This window comes from Falsochrobactrum shanghaiense (genome assembly GCF_003149535.1).
In the GTDB taxonomy this organism is placed as follows: Bacteria; Pseudomonadota; Alphaproteobacteria; order Rhizobiales; family Rhizobiaceae; genus Brucella; species Brucella shanghaiense.
Map to the genome: position 1 here is coordinate 48,503 of NZ_QGDB01000001.1, position 15,546 is coordinate 64,048.

Consider the following 15,546-nt stretch of genomic DNA (forward strand, 5'->3'; position numbering starts at 1 on the left):
ATTTACAGCAAAAGGGAAAATCGATTCAGCGCGAAATATCTCATCCGCGTTTTTCCCGCTGAATGGACGGGCGGTAATCATGAGCGCCCCAATGCAGGATTGCATCCGGACGCGGCACTTTTTCCTGCTGCGGATAATAATGCCGGTGCAGCATTGCAAGACCCGCCTTGAGCAGCATTTTTGCAGACCGAACCGGCCATTGGCGCTCCCGCTCGACCCTTTCAAGCCCCTTGAGAAAACAGCATATATCGATCAGAACACCGCTAAGCTCAGGCCCGACCGCCGCAAGAGCGCGTTCGAACCGAACGCGGCTGGCCAGAGCTATATCGGTCAGTTCGGCGATTCCGCCGGCACCGGAATGCCCGTTTCCGCCCACGCCGACATCCCAGCGCGATGTGACCGACGGCATCAGCGATCCGCGCGTAAAATCTGCGCGCAGGCGCTCGCCAGCCCGAAATTCGTCTTCGGAAAGAAAGGCCGTTCCATCCGGTCCCTTGCGGCGATAGAGCATGGCAAGCGGCGATTCGGAGAGGTTGACCTCTGCCTTGCGCCCCGGTTCCAGCTCAATGTTCTGTGTTATCCTGGCGGCAGACTGCGGGCGCGCGGCTTTCCGCGTCGCGTTCTTGCGGCCCGGTTGTGCAAGCGCGATATGCTCCCCATCAAACCGTATCAGTTCCTTGTCGTGCATGGCATCGATCTGCGCACGCGCTGCCGCAATCGTCCCTTGTTCGCCCACCAGCAGGACATGCGATTCACGCACCGAATCCTGCACTTCGCAGATGCCCTGCTTTAAAAAGCGGATGATTCGTGTCTCGGAAGCAGAAAGTTCCTTGCTCATGCCGCAGCCCTCCATGCTGTAAATGCGGAATGCACGATCCTTTCAAAAGAGGAGATGATGGCGTCGAATTCTTCATCGTCGCGCAAATCCTCCACCAGATGGCAAGCATGCATGACGGTGGTGCGATCGCGGCCAAAGCCTGCCGCCACCTCGCTCATCGCCATGCCGAACGCGGTATGCGCGATATACATGCCGACCTGTCTTACACGGGCGACCGGACGCCTGCCGCGTATGGGAGCGCGCAGCTCGCCACCGCTGACAGCGAAAGAAGCAGCAAGCAGATCGATCAGGGCATCGCATAGTTCCACGCTGCCTGCCTGCCGTCTGCGGCTGACCGCCGGGCCGGAACATTCCAGGCTGACGCTGCGCCCATGCCGCGCCGCGATGACTTGCAGCGCCATTATGGCTTCCGCACGGGTATGGATGACATTCGTTAATTCAAAAGACATTGCATCTTCCCTCACCATTATAGGAATATCTTCTTATAATGAGGAAAACGCAAGCGTGGATAAGTTTCCTGAAAGCACTTATGCCCAGAGTTTAAATTATTTTAGGAATATTATCCAACAGTTCGAATCCTGAGCGATCCTGTCCCCCGGCAAACCAACAAGCAGTAAGGACAAACTTATGGAAATTGCTCTTCGATCCGCCACAAAAGCCTTTCTCGCCGCGCGTGCGGAGGAACGCATGAACGCCATGCAGCGTGTGGCCCTGCAAATCATCGCGGGGATCGACATGGATAAATTGCAGGTCGCATCAAGGGAGGAAAAGCGGCACGCGCGCGGCAGGATCAGCCGTCTGATCAAACGGGAGCGCCTCAAAGGCGTGAACGGTCACTGGAGTTATGACCTCAACCGCCATATCGCACTCAAACAGGCGCTCGACCGGCTCGGGGATTGAAGGAGTTTCGATCAAATCCGCCGGGGCGAACAAGGAGAACAGGCAGGACGATATGTCGCATCAATGGTGCGACATATCTCAAATCTCAAATGGTTCAGGCCAAAGAAGAACCAGAGCGGTTCCGGTTAACACGGAATCATCGGAACCGCTCTAAATCATTGTTTTTACGCATTATCCGGACGTATCGGAGCAGGAAAAGAAATCAGTCCAGTGAACTGATTTCCCTGCGGAGGCGTTTCGCACTTTTGCTGGAAATGCTCTAGTTCTCTCAGGCCTCTTTGGGCTTGCGACCCAGACCCATCTTCTTGGCAAGATTCGAGCGGGCCGCCGCATAATTGGGCGCGACCATCGGATAATTGGGATCGAGATCCCATTTCTCGCGATATTGCTCCGGCGTCAGACCATAATGGGTCATCAGGTGACGCTTGAGCGACTTGAACTTCTTGCCGTCTTCGAGGCAGATAATATAATCGTCAGTGATCGATTTCTTCGGATTGATGGCGGGCTTCGGCTTTTCAACAACAGCCGGAGCTTCTTCGCGCTCTACATGGCGCTTGAAAGCATTATGCACTTCAGCAATGAGCAAGGGGACTTCGTTTGCACGAACGGAATTATTCCCGACATAGGCTGCGACTACATCAGCAGTCAGCGTCAAAAGCAGCTCTGCATACTCGTCGTAGGTTTCAGGGCTTTCCATTGTTCTTCCTTTTTATCATATATGGTTCAAGCAGACTGGACTCGAATCTGACTCCCTTCCCACAAATTCCTGCCCATCCAATCCTTTATTCATCCCGCAAGTATCAATGAATATTGATATTTGCAATAGAATTGTCAAACCACTTTACATTAATCAGAATAAACTCTTCTTGATTGACTTAATACAATGAAATGAAACAACATTTTTAACCGTTATCGGGTCGCAACAATCGCTTCCATCAAAATGTTCGCTTCTTCGTTTATTGAAGAAGCAAGGAGTATAAGCGTTTCAAATGCTCAATTCCTTCCATTTGGCGCATTTATGTGAACAACGAGACCCTTCGCGTCAGATTTTGCACCGAAGCTTGAAACAAACACAGCTAATTGACCGGGATAAGGGCCGGAAAATGGCAAGGGCAGGATATATTTCGCGATGCTCTGCTCGCATTTGTCTTCGTGCCGATTATATAAAGAAGTGAACCGCAGATCGAATGCGGGCGAAATTACAGCCCCGTGATCTCATCACCGGCATTTCATTGCAGAGAGGACCGAACCATGCCCAGTCCTGCCGACCAGACCCGCTCGCTGAAAGTTGTCAAAACCGATGCCGAATGGCGCGAGCAGCTTACGCCGATCCAATATCAGATCACCCGCCAGCATGGCACGGAGCGCGCTTTTTCAAGTCCGAATTTCGACAGCTCGCTCAAGGGCATCTATCGCTGCGTCTGCTGCGAGCGCCCGCTCTATGATGCGGAGACGAAATATGAATCGGGCACCGGATGGCCAAGCTTCTTCCAGCCGATAGAGCCGGATGCGGTTGCGGCCTTCGAGGACCGCTCCTACGGGATGGTGCGCACCGAGATTCGCTGCGCGGATTGCGACGCGCATCTGGGCCACGTTTTCCCTGACGGCCCGCCGCCCACCGGCCTGCGCTATTGCATGAACGGGCACGCGCTGATTTTCGACGAAAGCCCAACTTCGTAATTTCGACCGCCAAAATTAAGCGATCAGGGAGCGGCGCCATGTTTCATCAAGACATGGTCCGCTTCATTTCAACCTACCGGATTTTTCATGCCCTACGATTCAACAAGCCTTCAACCGCCATCCGCACCAAAGCATCCTCTCGAAGATACACGTCACGGCATCACCCGCACGGATGATTATGCATGGCTGCGCGCCGATAACTGGCAGGAGGTCTTCAAGGACCCTTCGGTGCTTGCGCCGCAAATCCGCCAGCATCTTGAAGCGGAAAACGCCTATCAGGCAGCGCTGATGCAGGACACGGAAGCGCTGCAAAAGCAGCTTTTTGCGGAAATGCGCGGGCGCATCAAGGAAGACGATTCGTCGGTTCCGTCCAAGGACGGGCCCTATGCCTATGGCGTCTCCTACAAAACAGGGGGCGAGCAGCCGCGCTTTTTGCGCACTCCGCGCGACGGCGGTGCGGAAACCATTCTGCTCGATGGCGATCTCGAAGCGGAAGGCAAGGCTTATTTCCGCCTCGCCTCCGCAGATCATTCTCCCGATCATAATCAGCTCATCTGGGGTTATGACGACAAGGGATCGGAATTCTACGCACTGAAAGTCCGCGATCTCACCACCATGGCGGACCTTTCCGACATTGTGGCCGATACCAATGGCGGCGGCGCGTGGGATGCACAAAGCCGGGGCTTCTTCTATACGCAGCTTGATGAAAACCATCGGCCATCCAGGGTTTTCTATCACAGGATCGGCACCGAACAGTCGGCAGATAGGCTCATCTATGAAGAGCAGGATCCCGGTTTCTTTCTTGGTGTCGGCGGTTCATCGCTCGATGATTACATCTTCATCGATATTCACGATCATGAAACATCGGAATGCTGGCTGTTGCCCGCCAACGACCCGGCGGCAAAGCCGAAGCTCGTCATGGCGCGGCAAAAGGGCGTGGAATATGACATCGCACCGGGCGGCGATGTTTTCTATATCCTGACCAATGCCGATGGTGCCAGAGACTTCAAGATCATGCGCGCGCCTGCCTCCGCGCCCCAGCCGGAAAACTGGGAAGAAGTCGTGGCCGAAGTGCCCGGACGGCTGATCCTTTCTCATGCCGCCTATAAAAACCATCTTGTCTGGATGGAACGCGATAACGGCTTGCCGCGCATTGTCATTTACGAACGCGAAAGCGGCCAGACCCATGCCATCGCTTTCGATGAGGAAGCCTATTCGCTCGGCCTGCATGGCAGTGCGGAATATGATACGGATGTGATCCGCTTCTCCTATTCCTCCATGACCACGCCGGAACAGCTTTACGATTATAATATGCGCACACGCGAGCGCACTTTGCTCAAGACGCAGGAAGTGCCTTCCGGCCACGACGCCCGCGATTATGTCACACGCCGCATTCTGGCTCCGGCTGCGGATGGCGAACTGGTTCCGGTTTCGCTGCTTTATCACAAGGACACGAAGCTCGACGGCACCGCGCCCTGCCTGCTTTACGGCTATGGCTCTTATGGCATCACCATTCCTGCAAGCTTCAGCACCTCGCGATTGTCTCTTGTGGATCGCGGTTTCATCTATGCCATCGCCCATATTCGCGGCGGCAAGGACAAGGGCTTTGCATGGTATGAAAACGGCAAGCGCGAGCACAAGATCAACACTTTCACCGACTTCATCGCCGCAGCCCGTCATCTTGTGCGCGAAGGCTTCACCGCTCATGAAAACATCGTCGCGCATGGCGGATCGGCAGGCGGCATGTTGATGGGCGCGGTCGCCAATATGGCTCCCGAAGCCTTTGGCGCCATTATCGCCGAGGTTCCCTTTGTCGATGTGCTCAACACCATGCTCGACGATACGCTGCCGCTGACCCCGCCCGAATGGCCCGAATGGGGCAATCCGATCAGTTCCGCAGAGGATTATCGCAATATTGCCAGCTATTCGCCCTATGACAATGTGACGGCGCAGCCCTATCCGCATATTCTGGCCGTTGCCGGTCTCACCGATCCGCGCGTCACCTATTGGGAAGCAGCCAAATGGGTCGCCAGACTGCGCGAGCACAAGACCGACGATCACCCGGTATTGTTCCGCATCAATATGGATGCAGGCCATGCGGGCGCGTCAGGCCGGTTCTCGCGGCTTGAAGAAGTCGCCTATACCTATGCTTTCGCCTTGAAAGCCGTCGGCAAGTTTTCCGGGCACACAAACTAAGGAACAACTCCCGGCGACTTGATTTGCCGGGAGTTTTTATCGGGCCTATAATTGCGATGGGTGCAAGCTGATAGGGAGATCGCATCATGAAACGCGCATTGACGACTTTCCTGATCGCATTGGCGCTGGCGCTGCCCTCGTTTGCCAGCGCACAGGCACAGGTGCGCAAGGATGTCAGCGAATATGCGGGAGAGCGCTGCAATACGCCGCCGCGCGGCAGCGGCATCATTGTGGGCCAGTTCAGCGGCGTCGAGGATTCACCCTTTATCAGCGGCGGCGATGGCCTTGCACCGGTTTCCCGCTACCGCTGCTTCGACAGTATGGAAGAATGTCAGGGCTGGCTCTATACGATGCAGAGCAAATATACGGATGCTGGCCTGCCTTCGGTGGTCCGCTGTATCAAGCGATAGCTCTAACGGCTCGCCGGATAACCATTGGCGTGCGCGGGGATCGCTTTAAGATAGGCGGCGATGGCCTCGCGGTCCTCGCTGGTAAGCTGTGCCATATTCGCCACCACATCGGTCATCGACCCGCCCAGTGAATCGAAATCCGGCGTAAAGCCGCTTTCCAGCCCATAGGCGATGTCGCCCTCGCTCCAATCGCCGATGCCGCCTTCTCCGGAAGTGATATTGGGCACGATGCCCTTCCTGCCATCGCTGCCGGTTTCAGGCGAAAGCGCCCCGGCCATCCATTGGTCCGTCTCCAGCCCGCCAATGACATTGCGCGGCGTATGGCACTCGCCGCAATGGCCCAGCGCTTCGCTTAGATATTGACCGCGCTTCACCTGATCGGATGCATCGGCAACGTCCACCACGGGCTTGTCGGAGAGAAAGAGCATTTTCCAAAGGCCAAGACCGCGCCGCAGCGTAAAGGGAAAACCGAGATCATGCGCGTCCGCGACATTATCCGATTGAGGCAATGTCTTCATATAGGCAAAGAGATCGGCCACATCCTGCGGGTTCATCTTTGCATAGGAGGTGTATGGAAAGGAGGGATAGAGATGCTCGCCCTGCCGACCGACACCCTTGAGCATGGCATTGGCGAAATCCTGCAAGGTCCAGTTGCCTATGCCCTGCGCGGACGGCGAGATATTGGGCGCAACGAAAGTGCCGAAATCCGACACCAGCGCATGCCCGCCCGCAAGCACCTTGCGCGCGTCACCCGAAGCTCCGGGGGCAGCATGGCAGGAAGCGCAGCCTCCCGCCCAGAACACCTGCTCGCCCTTGGCCGCATCGCCCGGCTGCAAGGAGGCAAGCATCGGCTCGTCCACTTTCTGCGGCTCTGTGAGCATCCATAGTGCTGCACCGCCTGCGGCAATTATAGCTGCGAGAGCATATGCGAGTTTACGAGCCATGGATGCCGTTCCGCAATCAGTTCTTCTTGATGCGATAGGCCTGATGGCAGGACCCGCAATTGGCCGCGACCTGCTGGAAAGCGGGCTTTAACGCATCGAGATCCTGCGGGTTGGCAGCGACCGCCGCTGCGGCATCCGTTCTGAATTTTTCGACATGCTTGACGAAATCGTCCCGATCTTCCCAGATCTTGGGCGAGGCTTCCGTATCGCCCTGATCGGTCCCCGCCGGAAACAGCGTGTCCACGTCAAATTTCTGCGCATCGGCACTCAGGGTTTCGAGCGCAGCCAAAGCAGCGGTCGCATCAAACGGCTTTGCCCCCTTGATCATCGGAGCGATGGTTCCGACAGAGCGCCCCATATCCTTCATGATAGCCTGACGATCTGCGATCGCATCGGCATGGGCCGCTCCCGCCGCCAACATGCCGAACGCACCCATCGTGAGGAAGAAAAAACGCATACCAGCCTCCGCATCAAAAAATTCTCAAAGCCAAATATCCGATATGCGCGCGCATAACGCAATCATTTCCATGCCCATCAAGCAGAGCATCGCACCGGATAAATTGTTCTTCCGACAAGTAGCATGCGGTATTGAGAAGACTTATTACATTGAATTCACAATGTCGTGAAAAATATGACTAAAATACTATTGTTTAAAGCAGGCCCGATTACGAATAGATAAATGAAAAGCCCCGGAGACCGGGGCTTTACATGAAAGCTCATAATATTGCTACCAAGCAACAATCATGCCTGTTCGTAGAGTTCGAGGACATAATCCCAGTTGATCAGGCTGTCGACGAAAGCTTCGAGATATTTCGGGCGCGCATTGCGGTAATCGATATAGTAGGAATGCTCCCACACATCGACGCCGAGGATCGGCGTTGCGCCATGAACCAGCGGATTCTCGCCGTTCGGGGTCTTGGAGATTTCGAGCTTGCCGTTCTTGACGGAGAGCCATGCCCAGCCCGAGCCGAACTGGCCTGCACCAGCGGCGAGGAAGTCTTCGCGGAACTTGTCGTAACCGCCGAGATCGGATTCAATCGCCTTTTCGATCTTGCCCGGCAGCTTCTTGCCGCCGCCATCCTTCTTCATCCACTTCCAGAAATGGACGTGGTTGTAATGCTGGGCGGCATTGTTGAAGAGGCCCTGATTCTTGCCGAAGCTTTCCTTGACCACTTCTTCAAGGCTCTTGCCTTCAAGGCCGGAACCTTCAAGCAGCTTGTTGCCGTTGGTGACATAGGCCTGGTGGTGCTTGTCGTGGTGATATTCAAGCGTTTCGCGTGACATGAACGGGCTAAGTGCGTCATAGTCATACGGAAGGGCGGGCAGTTCAAAAGCCATTGGAACTCTCCTCTATTTCATTCAGCTTGCGATGGGCAGAGAAAATACATGCCCGAAAACTTGCGTGCATGATCTACATAGGCCGCAACGCTGCGGGCGGCAATGGCGCATGTTCCAAATTTCATCGCCAGCACAATGAATTATTATTGAAATCATTCAATATTAGGCAGCAAATACCCTTTTCATGCGCCTGACGGAATGGAGAAGCCCGGTGGCCTATAATTCCTACGTCTTCGATGCTTACGGCACTTTGTTCGATGTTCATTCGGCAGTGCGGCGGCATGCGGACAAAGCCGGGCCGGACGGGCGGGCTTTCTCGGAACTCTGGCGCGCCAAGCAGCTTGAATATTCATGGATATTCAGCCTGATGGGCAGCTATAGCGACTTCTGGAAACTGACCGAGGAAGCGCTCGATTTTGCCTTTGCCCGCTATCCTTCCGTCGATCCGGCGTTGCGCGGCGATTTGCTCGATGCCTATTGGAAGCTCGACTGTTACCCGGAAGTGCCAGCCGCCCTCAAGCACCTTAAAAGCCGCGGCGCGCGGCTGGCGATCCTTTCCAACGGTTCGCCCGCCATGCTGGAAGCTGCCGTCAGGTCGGCGGCGCTCGATGTGCTGCTGGACGATGTGATTTCGGTCGATGCCGTCAAGCGCTACAAGACGGCACCCGCCGCCTATGAACTCGTCACGCTGCAATGGCGGCTTTACCCTTCAGCGATTTCGTTTCAGTCATCGAACCGCTGGGATGTGGCTGGAGCCGCGCGCTTCGGCATGCGCCCGGTCTGGATAAACCGTACCGGCCAGCCGGACGAATACAAGCAGTTCCCCCCGGCCCTCATCCTGCCCAGCCTTGCACTTCTGGATTGATGTGGTGGGGTGAACTTGCGGGTTGAACTGGGCGGCATCCTCGCCCCCACAAAATTGTGACCTATTGGCAACAGTAAGCGAACAGCAGCGCCCCGGTCACGTTTAAGCCTTATTGCAACCGGCTCAACGCCATATTTCTGGGGCGTTTTGCGGCCAATCCAACGGAGCGCTGCCTTCGGGCGCTATCCTCCCTCGCCCTCTTGATCCAATCGGGCGGCCAATCGGGCGGGTGGTCGCGTTTCGTTAACCCTATTTATTGTATCTGTAGGTTCTCCCGTCACTAATCTGGTTTTCAAATGCAAACAATCCTCACCCGCCGGTCGTTTCTTACGGCAATGACAGCAACAGCGGCCGCCGGCCTCGCCGGTTGCGCTCAGCTGGGGCAGAATGTTCCGATCGTCGATGTGGATGCTTCGGGCAACCCCATCAACAAAACCCCGCAGGCCAATGTCGACGCCTCCTATGGAAGCTGGGTATCCATGTATGCGGCGGTCGAAGACGAAGGCTATCAGCTGCCTGCCATTCCGATCCAGAAAATGGACAAGCGCTATCTGCGTCAGGTCGTTCAGGACCCGACCGGCGAAATGCCCGGCACCATCGTCGTGGATACCGCCAACCGCTTCCTCTATCTGGTGCTCGGCAACGGACAGGCCATGCGCTACGGCGTCGGCATCGGCCGCGACGGCTTTGCCTGGTCGGGCCGCGCCGTCATCCAGTACAAGCGCAAATGGCCGCGCTGGACGCCGCCGGACGACATGATCGCCCGCCAGCCGGAACTCGAACCCTATAGCGCCCGCAATGGCGGCATGGGTCCGGGCCTCAAAAATCCGCTCGGGGCGCGCGCGCTCTATATCTTCAAGGATGGCAAGGACACGATCTACCGCCTGCACGGCAATCCTGAATGGTGGACCATCGGCAAGGCCGTCTCGTCAGGCTGCGTGCGCATGCTCAATCAGGATGTGATGGATCTTTATAATCGCGTCCCCAACAAATCGCCGATCCTGGTGATGTAAAAATCCGGGAGAGGAGAGTTGCCTCGCCTCTCCCCGTTACTTTTCTGATGTCTTGATCAGCGCTTGAAACCGCCAAGAATACCGCGCACCAGCGCGCGGCCAAGCGAGTTCCCCACCGAGCGCACGACCGATTTCATGGCCGCTTCCGCAACCGTCTGACGGCCTGAGCGACGCCCCGTGCCGAGCGCCGTTCCCACGATCTCGCCCCATATGCCGCCGCTCTCGCCGGAAGCAGCGTCGCCTTTATCGCCTTCCTGCTGCGCCTGAGCTGCCGCCTGCGCCTTTTTGGCAAGCATTTCAAAAGCAGATTCACGATCGACCGTCTGGTCATACTGACCCGATACCGGACTGGCCGCGATGATCTTCGCACGCTCCTCGGGAGTCAGCGGGCCGATGCGCGAGGATGGCGGACGGATCAATGTGCGCTGCACCATGGACGGCACACCCTTGGCCTGCAATGTCGAAACCAACGCCTCGCCCGTCGCCAGATTGGTGATCGCCTCAAACGTATTGAAATCGGGGTTCGGGCGGAAAGTGTCGGCGGCGGTCTTTACCGCATTGGTTTCGCGCGGCGTATAGGCGCGAAGCGCGTGCTGCACGCGGTTGCCAAGCTGCGCGAGAACGGTTTCAGGCACGTCGAGCGGGTTTTGCGTGACGAAATAGACGCCCACGCCCTTCGAGCGAATCAGGCGCACCACCTGTTCAACCCGGTCGATCAGGGCCTTTGGCGCTTCATCGAACAAAAGATGCGCTTCATCGAAGAAGAATACCAGCTTTGGCTTGTCGGGATCACCCACTTCCGGCAGTTCCTCGAAGAGTTCCGACATCAGCCAGAGCAGGAATGTGGAATAAAGGCGCGGGCTCATCATCAGCTTGTCGGCTGCAAGCACGCTGACCACGCCGCGCCCGTCCGTCGTCGTGCGCATGAGATCGGCAATGCGCAGCGCCGGCTCGCCGAAGAAGTTCGAGCCGCCCTGCTGGTCGAGCACGAGCAGCGAGCGCTGGATCGCTCCCACCGACGCCTTGTTGACATTGCCGTATTTGGCCGAAAGCTCGGCGGAGCGTTCCGCCATTTCCGTGAGGATCGACTGCAAGTCCTTGAGGTCGAGCAGCAGCAGGCCTTCCTCGTCGGCGAGACGAAAGGCCACGTTGAGCACGCCTTCCTGCGCGTCGGTGAGGTTCATGAGGCGCGAAAGCAATAGTGGCCCCATTTCCGAAATGGTCGCGCGGACCGGATGGCCCTGCTCGCCGAAAATATCCCAGAAAATGACCGGTGCAGCCCGCATATCGTAAGGGTCGAGCTTGATCTCGGTCGCGCGCTTGGTGAGATTGTCATTGAGGACGCCTGTGGCGGCAATGCCCGACAAATCCCCCTTGATGTCCGCACAGAAGACCGGGACGCCGGCTGCGGAAAAACTTTCCGCCAGAACCTGCAATGTCACCGTCTTGCCCGTGCCCGTCGCGCCGGTGACGAGCCCATGCCGGTTGCCATATTTGAGCGCCAGATATTCCGGCTGCTGGTAGGAATCGTCCGGCTTGCGGCTTGCACCAAGAAAAATAGCGTCATCGGCAGTCATCAGGCGGCTCACTCCCTAAAATTCTCTCCTTTATGGTATAACCGCAGCGCGCTCCCGCCACAACGGCAAAGCCGTCTTTAAACTTGCAAAGCGGCGATGGAGATGCGTATTACGTAAGGGTAAGATTTTTTGGGAGAACCTCATGGATGAACTGATCGCCCGCATCACCTCCAATGTCGGCATCGACGCGGCAATGGCTGAAAAGGCCGTCGGCATGATTCTGGCCTTTTTGCAGAAGGAAGGCCCCGCCGACAAGATACAGGAATTGCTGGCCGCAATTCCCGGTGCCGAAGAAGCCGTGTCGCAGGTCAAGAGCGGCGGGATGCTTTCCGGTCTTATGGGCGGCGTGATGGGGCTTGGCTCCCAATTGATGTCGGCGGGCCTTGGCATGGGCGAGATTTCCGGCGTCGCCAAGGAGACTATCCGCTTTGCCAGAGAAAAGGCGGGCGATGAGCCGGTCGATGCCGTCATCGGCGCCATTCCCGGCCTTGGCCAGTTCGTCTGATCGTATATTGGAACCGGCGGGCCCGCTTTCCGGGTCTGTCGGTTCCGGGCCTGCTGGGTTTATTGCGAGGTTTCCATCTCGGTTCGCACACCGATATGGCGTGCGCGTCCTGCGCCCCATCCGTTGATGGCAGCGAATAATCCCAAGGCCGCAAACAATATGCCGCTGGCCGCGAAATTATCCGTCACACTATGAATCATGCCCACCAGCAGCGGCCCGACCGCTGCCAGAACATAGCCCACGCATTGGGCCATGCCGGAAAGATGCGCGGCCGTGTGCGAATCAGGCGCGCGCAGCACGATCACCATCATGGCGGCGGCAATCAGCCCGCCCTGCCCGATGCCCTGCACGATGGCGAGCGGCCAGAAGGTCCAGTATGGCAGGTAGAGAAAGCCGATGAGCGCGAGCGTCGCGCAGGCGCAGAGAATGACATTGACCCAGCTCTGGTTTTTCTGCCGCACGGCGATTGAGGGAATTGCCAGACAGGTAATCACCTGAACCATGATGGTAAAAGAGACCAGACCGCCAGCGGCCACAGCGCTCAGTCCCCTTTCGCGCAATATGGGCGCAAGCCAGCCGAACACGATATAGGCCAGCGAGGATTGCAGCCCCATAAACAGTGTCACCTGCCATGCGAGCCGGTCTTTCCACAGGCCGATGACGCGAAAGCCCGAATGGGCCGTATTATGCTTTGCCCGCAGGGCCTGCGGCAGCCACAGCGCCAGAACCAATGCCGACGGAATAGCCCAGAACGCCAGCGCCAGCCGCCATGAGCCGCCCAGCATATCCTTGATGGGAATGGTAAATCCGGCAGCGGAGGCTGCGCCCGCACACAGCGCCATCGTATAAAGCCCGGTCATGATCGCCGCCTGCTTGGGGAAATCCCGCTTGACGACGCCCGGCAGAAGGACATTGCCCATGGCAATGGCAGCCCCCGCCAGACCCGCACCGATAAACAACCATGCAACATGGTCGAAGCCGCGCACCAGCATTCCCAGCGTCAGCACGGCCACGACGAAAAGCAGCACGCGCTCCGCCCCGAAGCGCTGCGCCAGACGCGGCGCGAAAGGTGCAAAAAGCCCCATGCAAAGCACCGGCAGGGTCGTCAGCACGCCTGCCGCCATCGACGACATGCCCGTGCCTTCGATGATTTCGGGCAGCAGCACGGATACGCTTGAAAAAACGGGCCGCAGATTGGCCGCGATGAGCACGAGGCTCACCCCCAAAAGGACGCGCAGGGCTGTGCTTGGGGGGCGCTGGGCCTGCGGCTGCGGTATGCTGTCGGTTTCCGCGTCGATGAGCGGCTCGGCCTGCGATGGTGAATTATCCTCCAGAACAGAGTCTGGAGAAATCGAGCGAACATGGCTCATGAAGCGGCCAACCTTTCCAGTTCCCCCCGGGATCGCACGGCCGCATCCGTCAGCCTGTTTGCGACGGCACCCGCATCAATGCACCAAGTCATTCATTCATTGGCATGACTTAACCGTCATGCGCGCATAGTGTCAATCCGGCCCCAAGGCGCATCTTGCCGCCCGTTCGCCGCATTCCGTTAACAATTTTCGCGCAATGTGGGCCCAAGTTCAGGAACTCTATCAGGTGCCGCATGATTACGCTTTACAGTCTTTCCGGGGATCATCTCGAACGCGTCGATGTCGAACCGGGGCATCCCCTGCCCGACAATGTCATCTGGATCGATTTGTATGCGCCGGCGGTAAACGAGGATCATGTCGTCGAAGCGTGGACCGGCATTTCAATCCCCACCCATGAAGACATGACGGAAATCGAGGAATCAAGCCGCTTCTATATGGAGGGCGGCGCGCAATATCTCACGGTGCCGATCCTTCATGCGGTCGATCTCGACCACAGGGAACTGGCCCCCGTGACCTTCATCCTGCATGGCACGCGGCTGATTACCGTGCGCTATGCCGATCCCAAATCGGTCAGCTTCTATATTACGCGCGCCACAAAAACGGGCAGCGGGCTGATACCGGCCAGATGTTCGGGGCTGTCCATCATGCTGGGCATCATCGAAGCCACCACGAACCGGCTGGCGGATATTCTCGAAGGGGTGGCGGGAAAAATCGACGCCGCCTCCCATTCGATCTATCCTCGCCAGCCCCGCTCCCGACCCATGACGACACAGGATTTTCGCCATATCCTCACGCAGATCGGCAGTCAGGGAACTTTTCTTTCGCGCGTGCGTGAAAGCCTTGCGGGACTGAGCCGCATGCTGGTCTACATCTCCGCGACCAACAGCCCGGTCGCAACCAAGAAAGACACCCGTTCATGGATCAAATCCGTGGAGCGCGATGCGCAATCGCTGACCGCCTATGTGGATTTTCTGTCCAACAAGGTGACATTCCTGCTCGACACCACCGTCGGGCTGATCTCGGTTGAGCAGAACGCCATCATCAAGATCTTCTCGGTCGCAGCGGTCGGTTTCATGCCGCCAACGCTGGTCGCCTCGATCTATGGTATGAATTTCTCCTTCATGCCGGAACTCAACTCGCCATGGGGCTATCCGATGGCGCTGGGCCTGATGATTGCATCCGCCATCCTGCCGCTCGTCTATTTCCGGGGCAAAGGCTGGTTATGAGCATTCTCGACAACCGGCAGTCGATGTTATATCATAAGTTATAACTTCGGAGAGAAGCCATGAACGTAACCCTGCGCAAAATCGGAAACTCCGAAGGCGTGATCTTGCCCAAGGAAGTTCTGGAGCGGCTCAACCTGCGCACCGGCGACAAGCTGCAGATTATCGAAACACAAAAAGGCCTGGCGCTTGAGCGCGTCGACGATGCTTTCGAGAAGCAAATGGAGGCGGCGCGCAAAGTCATGGACAAATACAAGATCGCGCTACAGAAACTCGCCGAATGAAATGGCAGTTTCTGTCACGCCGGGTCATCGAGGCAATTCACTCCGAGCAATTGCTCCGCCACGGCGGAGCATCAGGATTACGGGATGAAAACGCTCTCGAATCTGCACTGGCCCGCCCTCGCAACCAGTCGCTTTATGCCTCCCCCGATCATGCCGAAATTGCCGCTGCCTATATATTCGGGCTGGGCCGCAATCACCCGTTTGTCGATGGCAACAAACGCACTGCGGTCGTCGCAAGCCTGACATTCCTTCTCATCAACGGCTATATGCTCACAGCCGATGACGGAACGCTATACAGCTTCACCATGGGGGTTGCTTCGGGCGAGATAGATGAAGCAGGTGCCGCAGCTTTTTTCCGGGATTATTGCGTAAAGCAAGACAGTCAGGATTAAGGCTAAAAAGT

18 protein-coding genes are annotated in these 15,546 nt (G+C 57.1%); 10 read left to right on the plus strand and 8 right to left on the minus strand.

The window, feature by feature from the left end:
• Nucleotides 1-40: 40 nt before the first annotated feature.
• A complete protein-coding gene (locus DKP76_RS00240) occupies nucleotides 41-838 on the minus strand; it encodes a DUF6456 domain-containing protein (RefSeq protein WP_109705097.1) in 798 nt (265 codons plus the stop codon).
• Nucleotides 835-1,287 (minus strand): helix-turn-helix domain-containing protein, encoded by a 453-nt coding sequence (locus DKP76_RS00245; RefSeq protein ID WP_109704440.1) that lies wholly within the window; start codon nucleotides 1,285-1,287, stop codon nucleotides 835-837. The genes DKP76_RS00240 and DKP76_RS00245 overlap by 4 nt, the downstream gene beginning before the upstream one ends.
• 178 nt (nucleotides 1,288-1,465) lie before the next feature.
• Here DKP76_RS00245 and DKP76_RS00250 point away from each other — a divergent pair, with 178 nt between their 5' ends.
• On the plus strand, nucleotides 1,466-1,738 hold the full coding sequence (locus DKP76_RS00250; RefSeq protein ID WP_109704441.1) for a cytoplasmic protein: 273 nt from the start codon (nucleotides 1,466-1,468) through the stop codon (nucleotides 1,736-1,738).
• Between the two features lie 268 nt (nucleotides 1,739-2,006).
• On the opposite strand, the gene DKP76_RS00255 is transcribed toward DKP76_RS00250, so the two are convergent.
• Nucleotides 2,007-2,435 carry a Ros/MucR family transcriptional regulator gene (locus tag DKP76_RS00255; protein WP_109704442.1) on the minus strand — a complete coding sequence of 143 codons (429 nt, stop codon included), beginning with the start codon at nucleotides 2,433-2,435 and terminating at the stop codon, nucleotides 2,007-2,009.
• Nucleotides 2,436-2,989: 554 nt separating this feature from the next.
• Between DKP76_RS00255 and msrB the strand changes: the two genes are divergently transcribed.
• The 3 genes from msrB (at nucleotide 2,990) to DKP76_RS00270 (ending at nucleotide 6,024) form a co-directional block, all read left to right on the plus strand.
• On the plus strand, nucleotides 2,990-3,418 hold the full coding sequence (msrB, locus tag DKP76_RS00260) for a peptide-methionine (R)-S-oxide reductase MsrB (RefSeq protein ID WP_109704443.1): 429 nt from the start codon (nucleotides 2,990-2,992) through the stop codon (nucleotides 3,416-3,418).
• An 87-nt stretch (nucleotides 3,419-3,505) separates the two neighbouring features.
• Nucleotides 3,506-5,614, plus strand: coding sequence for a S9 family peptidase (locus DKP76_RS00265; protein WP_109704444.1), 2,109 nt, complete (start codon nucleotides 3,506-3,508; stop codon nucleotides 5,612-5,614).
• An 86-nt stretch (nucleotides 5,615-5,700) separates the two neighbouring features.
• The gene (locus DKP76_RS00270; RefSeq protein WP_109704445.1) at nucleotides 5,701-6,024 is read left to right on the plus strand and encodes a metallophosphoesterase; all 324 of its coding nucleotides are present in this window, start codon (nucleotides 5,701-5,703) and stop codon (nucleotides 6,022-6,024) included.
• Nucleotides 6,025-6,026: 2 nt separating this feature from the next.
• Here the strand turns inward: DKP76_RS00270 and DKP76_RS00275 are convergent, their stop codons facing one another.
• From DKP76_RS00275 to DKP76_RS00285, 3 genes are all read right to left on the minus strand, one after another.
• Nucleotides 6,027-6,968, minus strand: a complete 942-nt coding sequence (locus tag DKP76_RS00275; protein WP_109704446.1) for a c-type cytochrome — start codon at nucleotides 6,966-6,968, stop codon at nucleotides 6,027-6,029.
• Between the two features lie 16 nt (nucleotides 6,969-6,984).
• A complete protein-coding gene (locus DKP76_RS00280; RefSeq protein ID WP_109704447.1) occupies nucleotides 6,985-7,425 on the minus strand; it encodes a c-type cytochrome in 441 nt (146 codons plus the stop codon).
• A gap of 284 nt (nucleotides 7,426-7,709) precedes the next feature.
• Nucleotides 7,710-8,306 (minus strand): superoxide dismutase, encoded by a 597-nt coding sequence (locus tag DKP76_RS00285; protein ID WP_109704448.1) that lies wholly within the window; start codon nucleotides 8,304-8,306, stop codon nucleotides 7,710-7,712.
• A gap of 211 nt (nucleotides 8,307-8,517) precedes the next feature.
• Between DKP76_RS00285 and DKP76_RS00290 the strand changes: the two genes are divergently transcribed.
• Nucleotides 8,518-9,171, plus strand: coding sequence for a haloacid dehalogenase type II (locus DKP76_RS00290; RefSeq protein WP_109705098.1), 654 nt, complete (start codon nucleotides 8,518-8,520; stop codon nucleotides 9,169-9,171).
• A 296-nt stretch (nucleotides 9,172-9,467) separates the two neighbouring features.
• Entirely contained in the window at nucleotides 9,468-10,184 is a 717-nt protein-coding gene (locus DKP76_RS00295) for a L,D-transpeptidase (protein WP_109704449.1), read from the plus strand.
• Nucleotides 10,185-10,240: 56 nt separating this feature from the next.
• Here the strand turns inward: DKP76_RS00295 and DKP76_RS00300 are convergent, their stop codons facing one another.
• Complete coding sequence (locus DKP76_RS00300) at nucleotides 10,241-11,761, minus strand: helicase HerA-like C-terminal domain-containing protein (protein ID WP_109704450.1); 1,521 nt, start codon at nucleotides 11,759-11,761, stop codon at nucleotides 10,241-10,243.
• A 142-nt stretch (nucleotides 11,762-11,903) separates the two neighbouring features.
• Here DKP76_RS00300 and DKP76_RS00305 point away from each other — a divergent pair, with 142 nt between their 5' ends.
• Nucleotides 11,904-12,266, plus strand: coding sequence for a hypothetical protein (locus tag DKP76_RS00305; protein ID WP_109704451.1), 363 nt, complete (start codon nucleotides 11,904-11,906; stop codon nucleotides 12,264-12,266).
• Nucleotides 12,267-12,325: 59 nt separating this feature from the next.
• On the opposite strand, the gene DKP76_RS00310 is transcribed toward DKP76_RS00305, so the two are convergent.
• Nucleotides 12,326-13,636 (minus strand): CynX/NimT family MFS transporter, encoded by a 1,311-nt coding sequence (locus tag DKP76_RS00310; protein ID WP_109704452.1) that lies wholly within the window; start codon nucleotides 13,634-13,636, stop codon nucleotides 12,326-12,328.
• Nucleotides 13,637-13,869: 233 nt separating this feature from the next.
• Between DKP76_RS00310 and DKP76_RS00315 the strand changes: the two genes are divergently transcribed.
• From DKP76_RS00315 to DKP76_RS00325, 3 genes are read left to right on the plus strand one after another with little or no spacing between them, the layout of a single operon-like run.
• Nucleotides 13,870-14,862: a magnesium transporter CorA family protein gene (locus DKP76_RS00315; RefSeq protein ID WP_109704453.1), complete on the plus strand. Its 993-nt coding sequence runs from the start codon at nucleotides 13,870-13,872 to the stop codon at nucleotides 14,860-14,862.
• Between the two features lie 59 nt (nucleotides 14,863-14,921).
• Nucleotides 14,922-15,143, plus strand: coding sequence for an AbrB/MazE/SpoVT family DNA-binding domain-containing protein (locus DKP76_RS00320; RefSeq protein ID WP_109704454.1), 222 nt, complete (start codon nucleotides 14,922-14,924; stop codon nucleotides 15,141-15,143).
• On the plus strand, nucleotides 15,140-15,535 hold the full coding sequence (locus DKP76_RS00325; protein ID WP_109704455.1) for a type II toxin-antitoxin system death-on-curing family toxin: 396 nt from the start codon (nucleotides 15,140-15,142) through the stop codon (nucleotides 15,533-15,535). The genes DKP76_RS00320 and DKP76_RS00325 overlap by 4 nt, the downstream gene beginning before the upstream one ends.
• The last annotated feature ends 11 nt before the right edge of the window (nucleotides 15,536-15,546 follow it).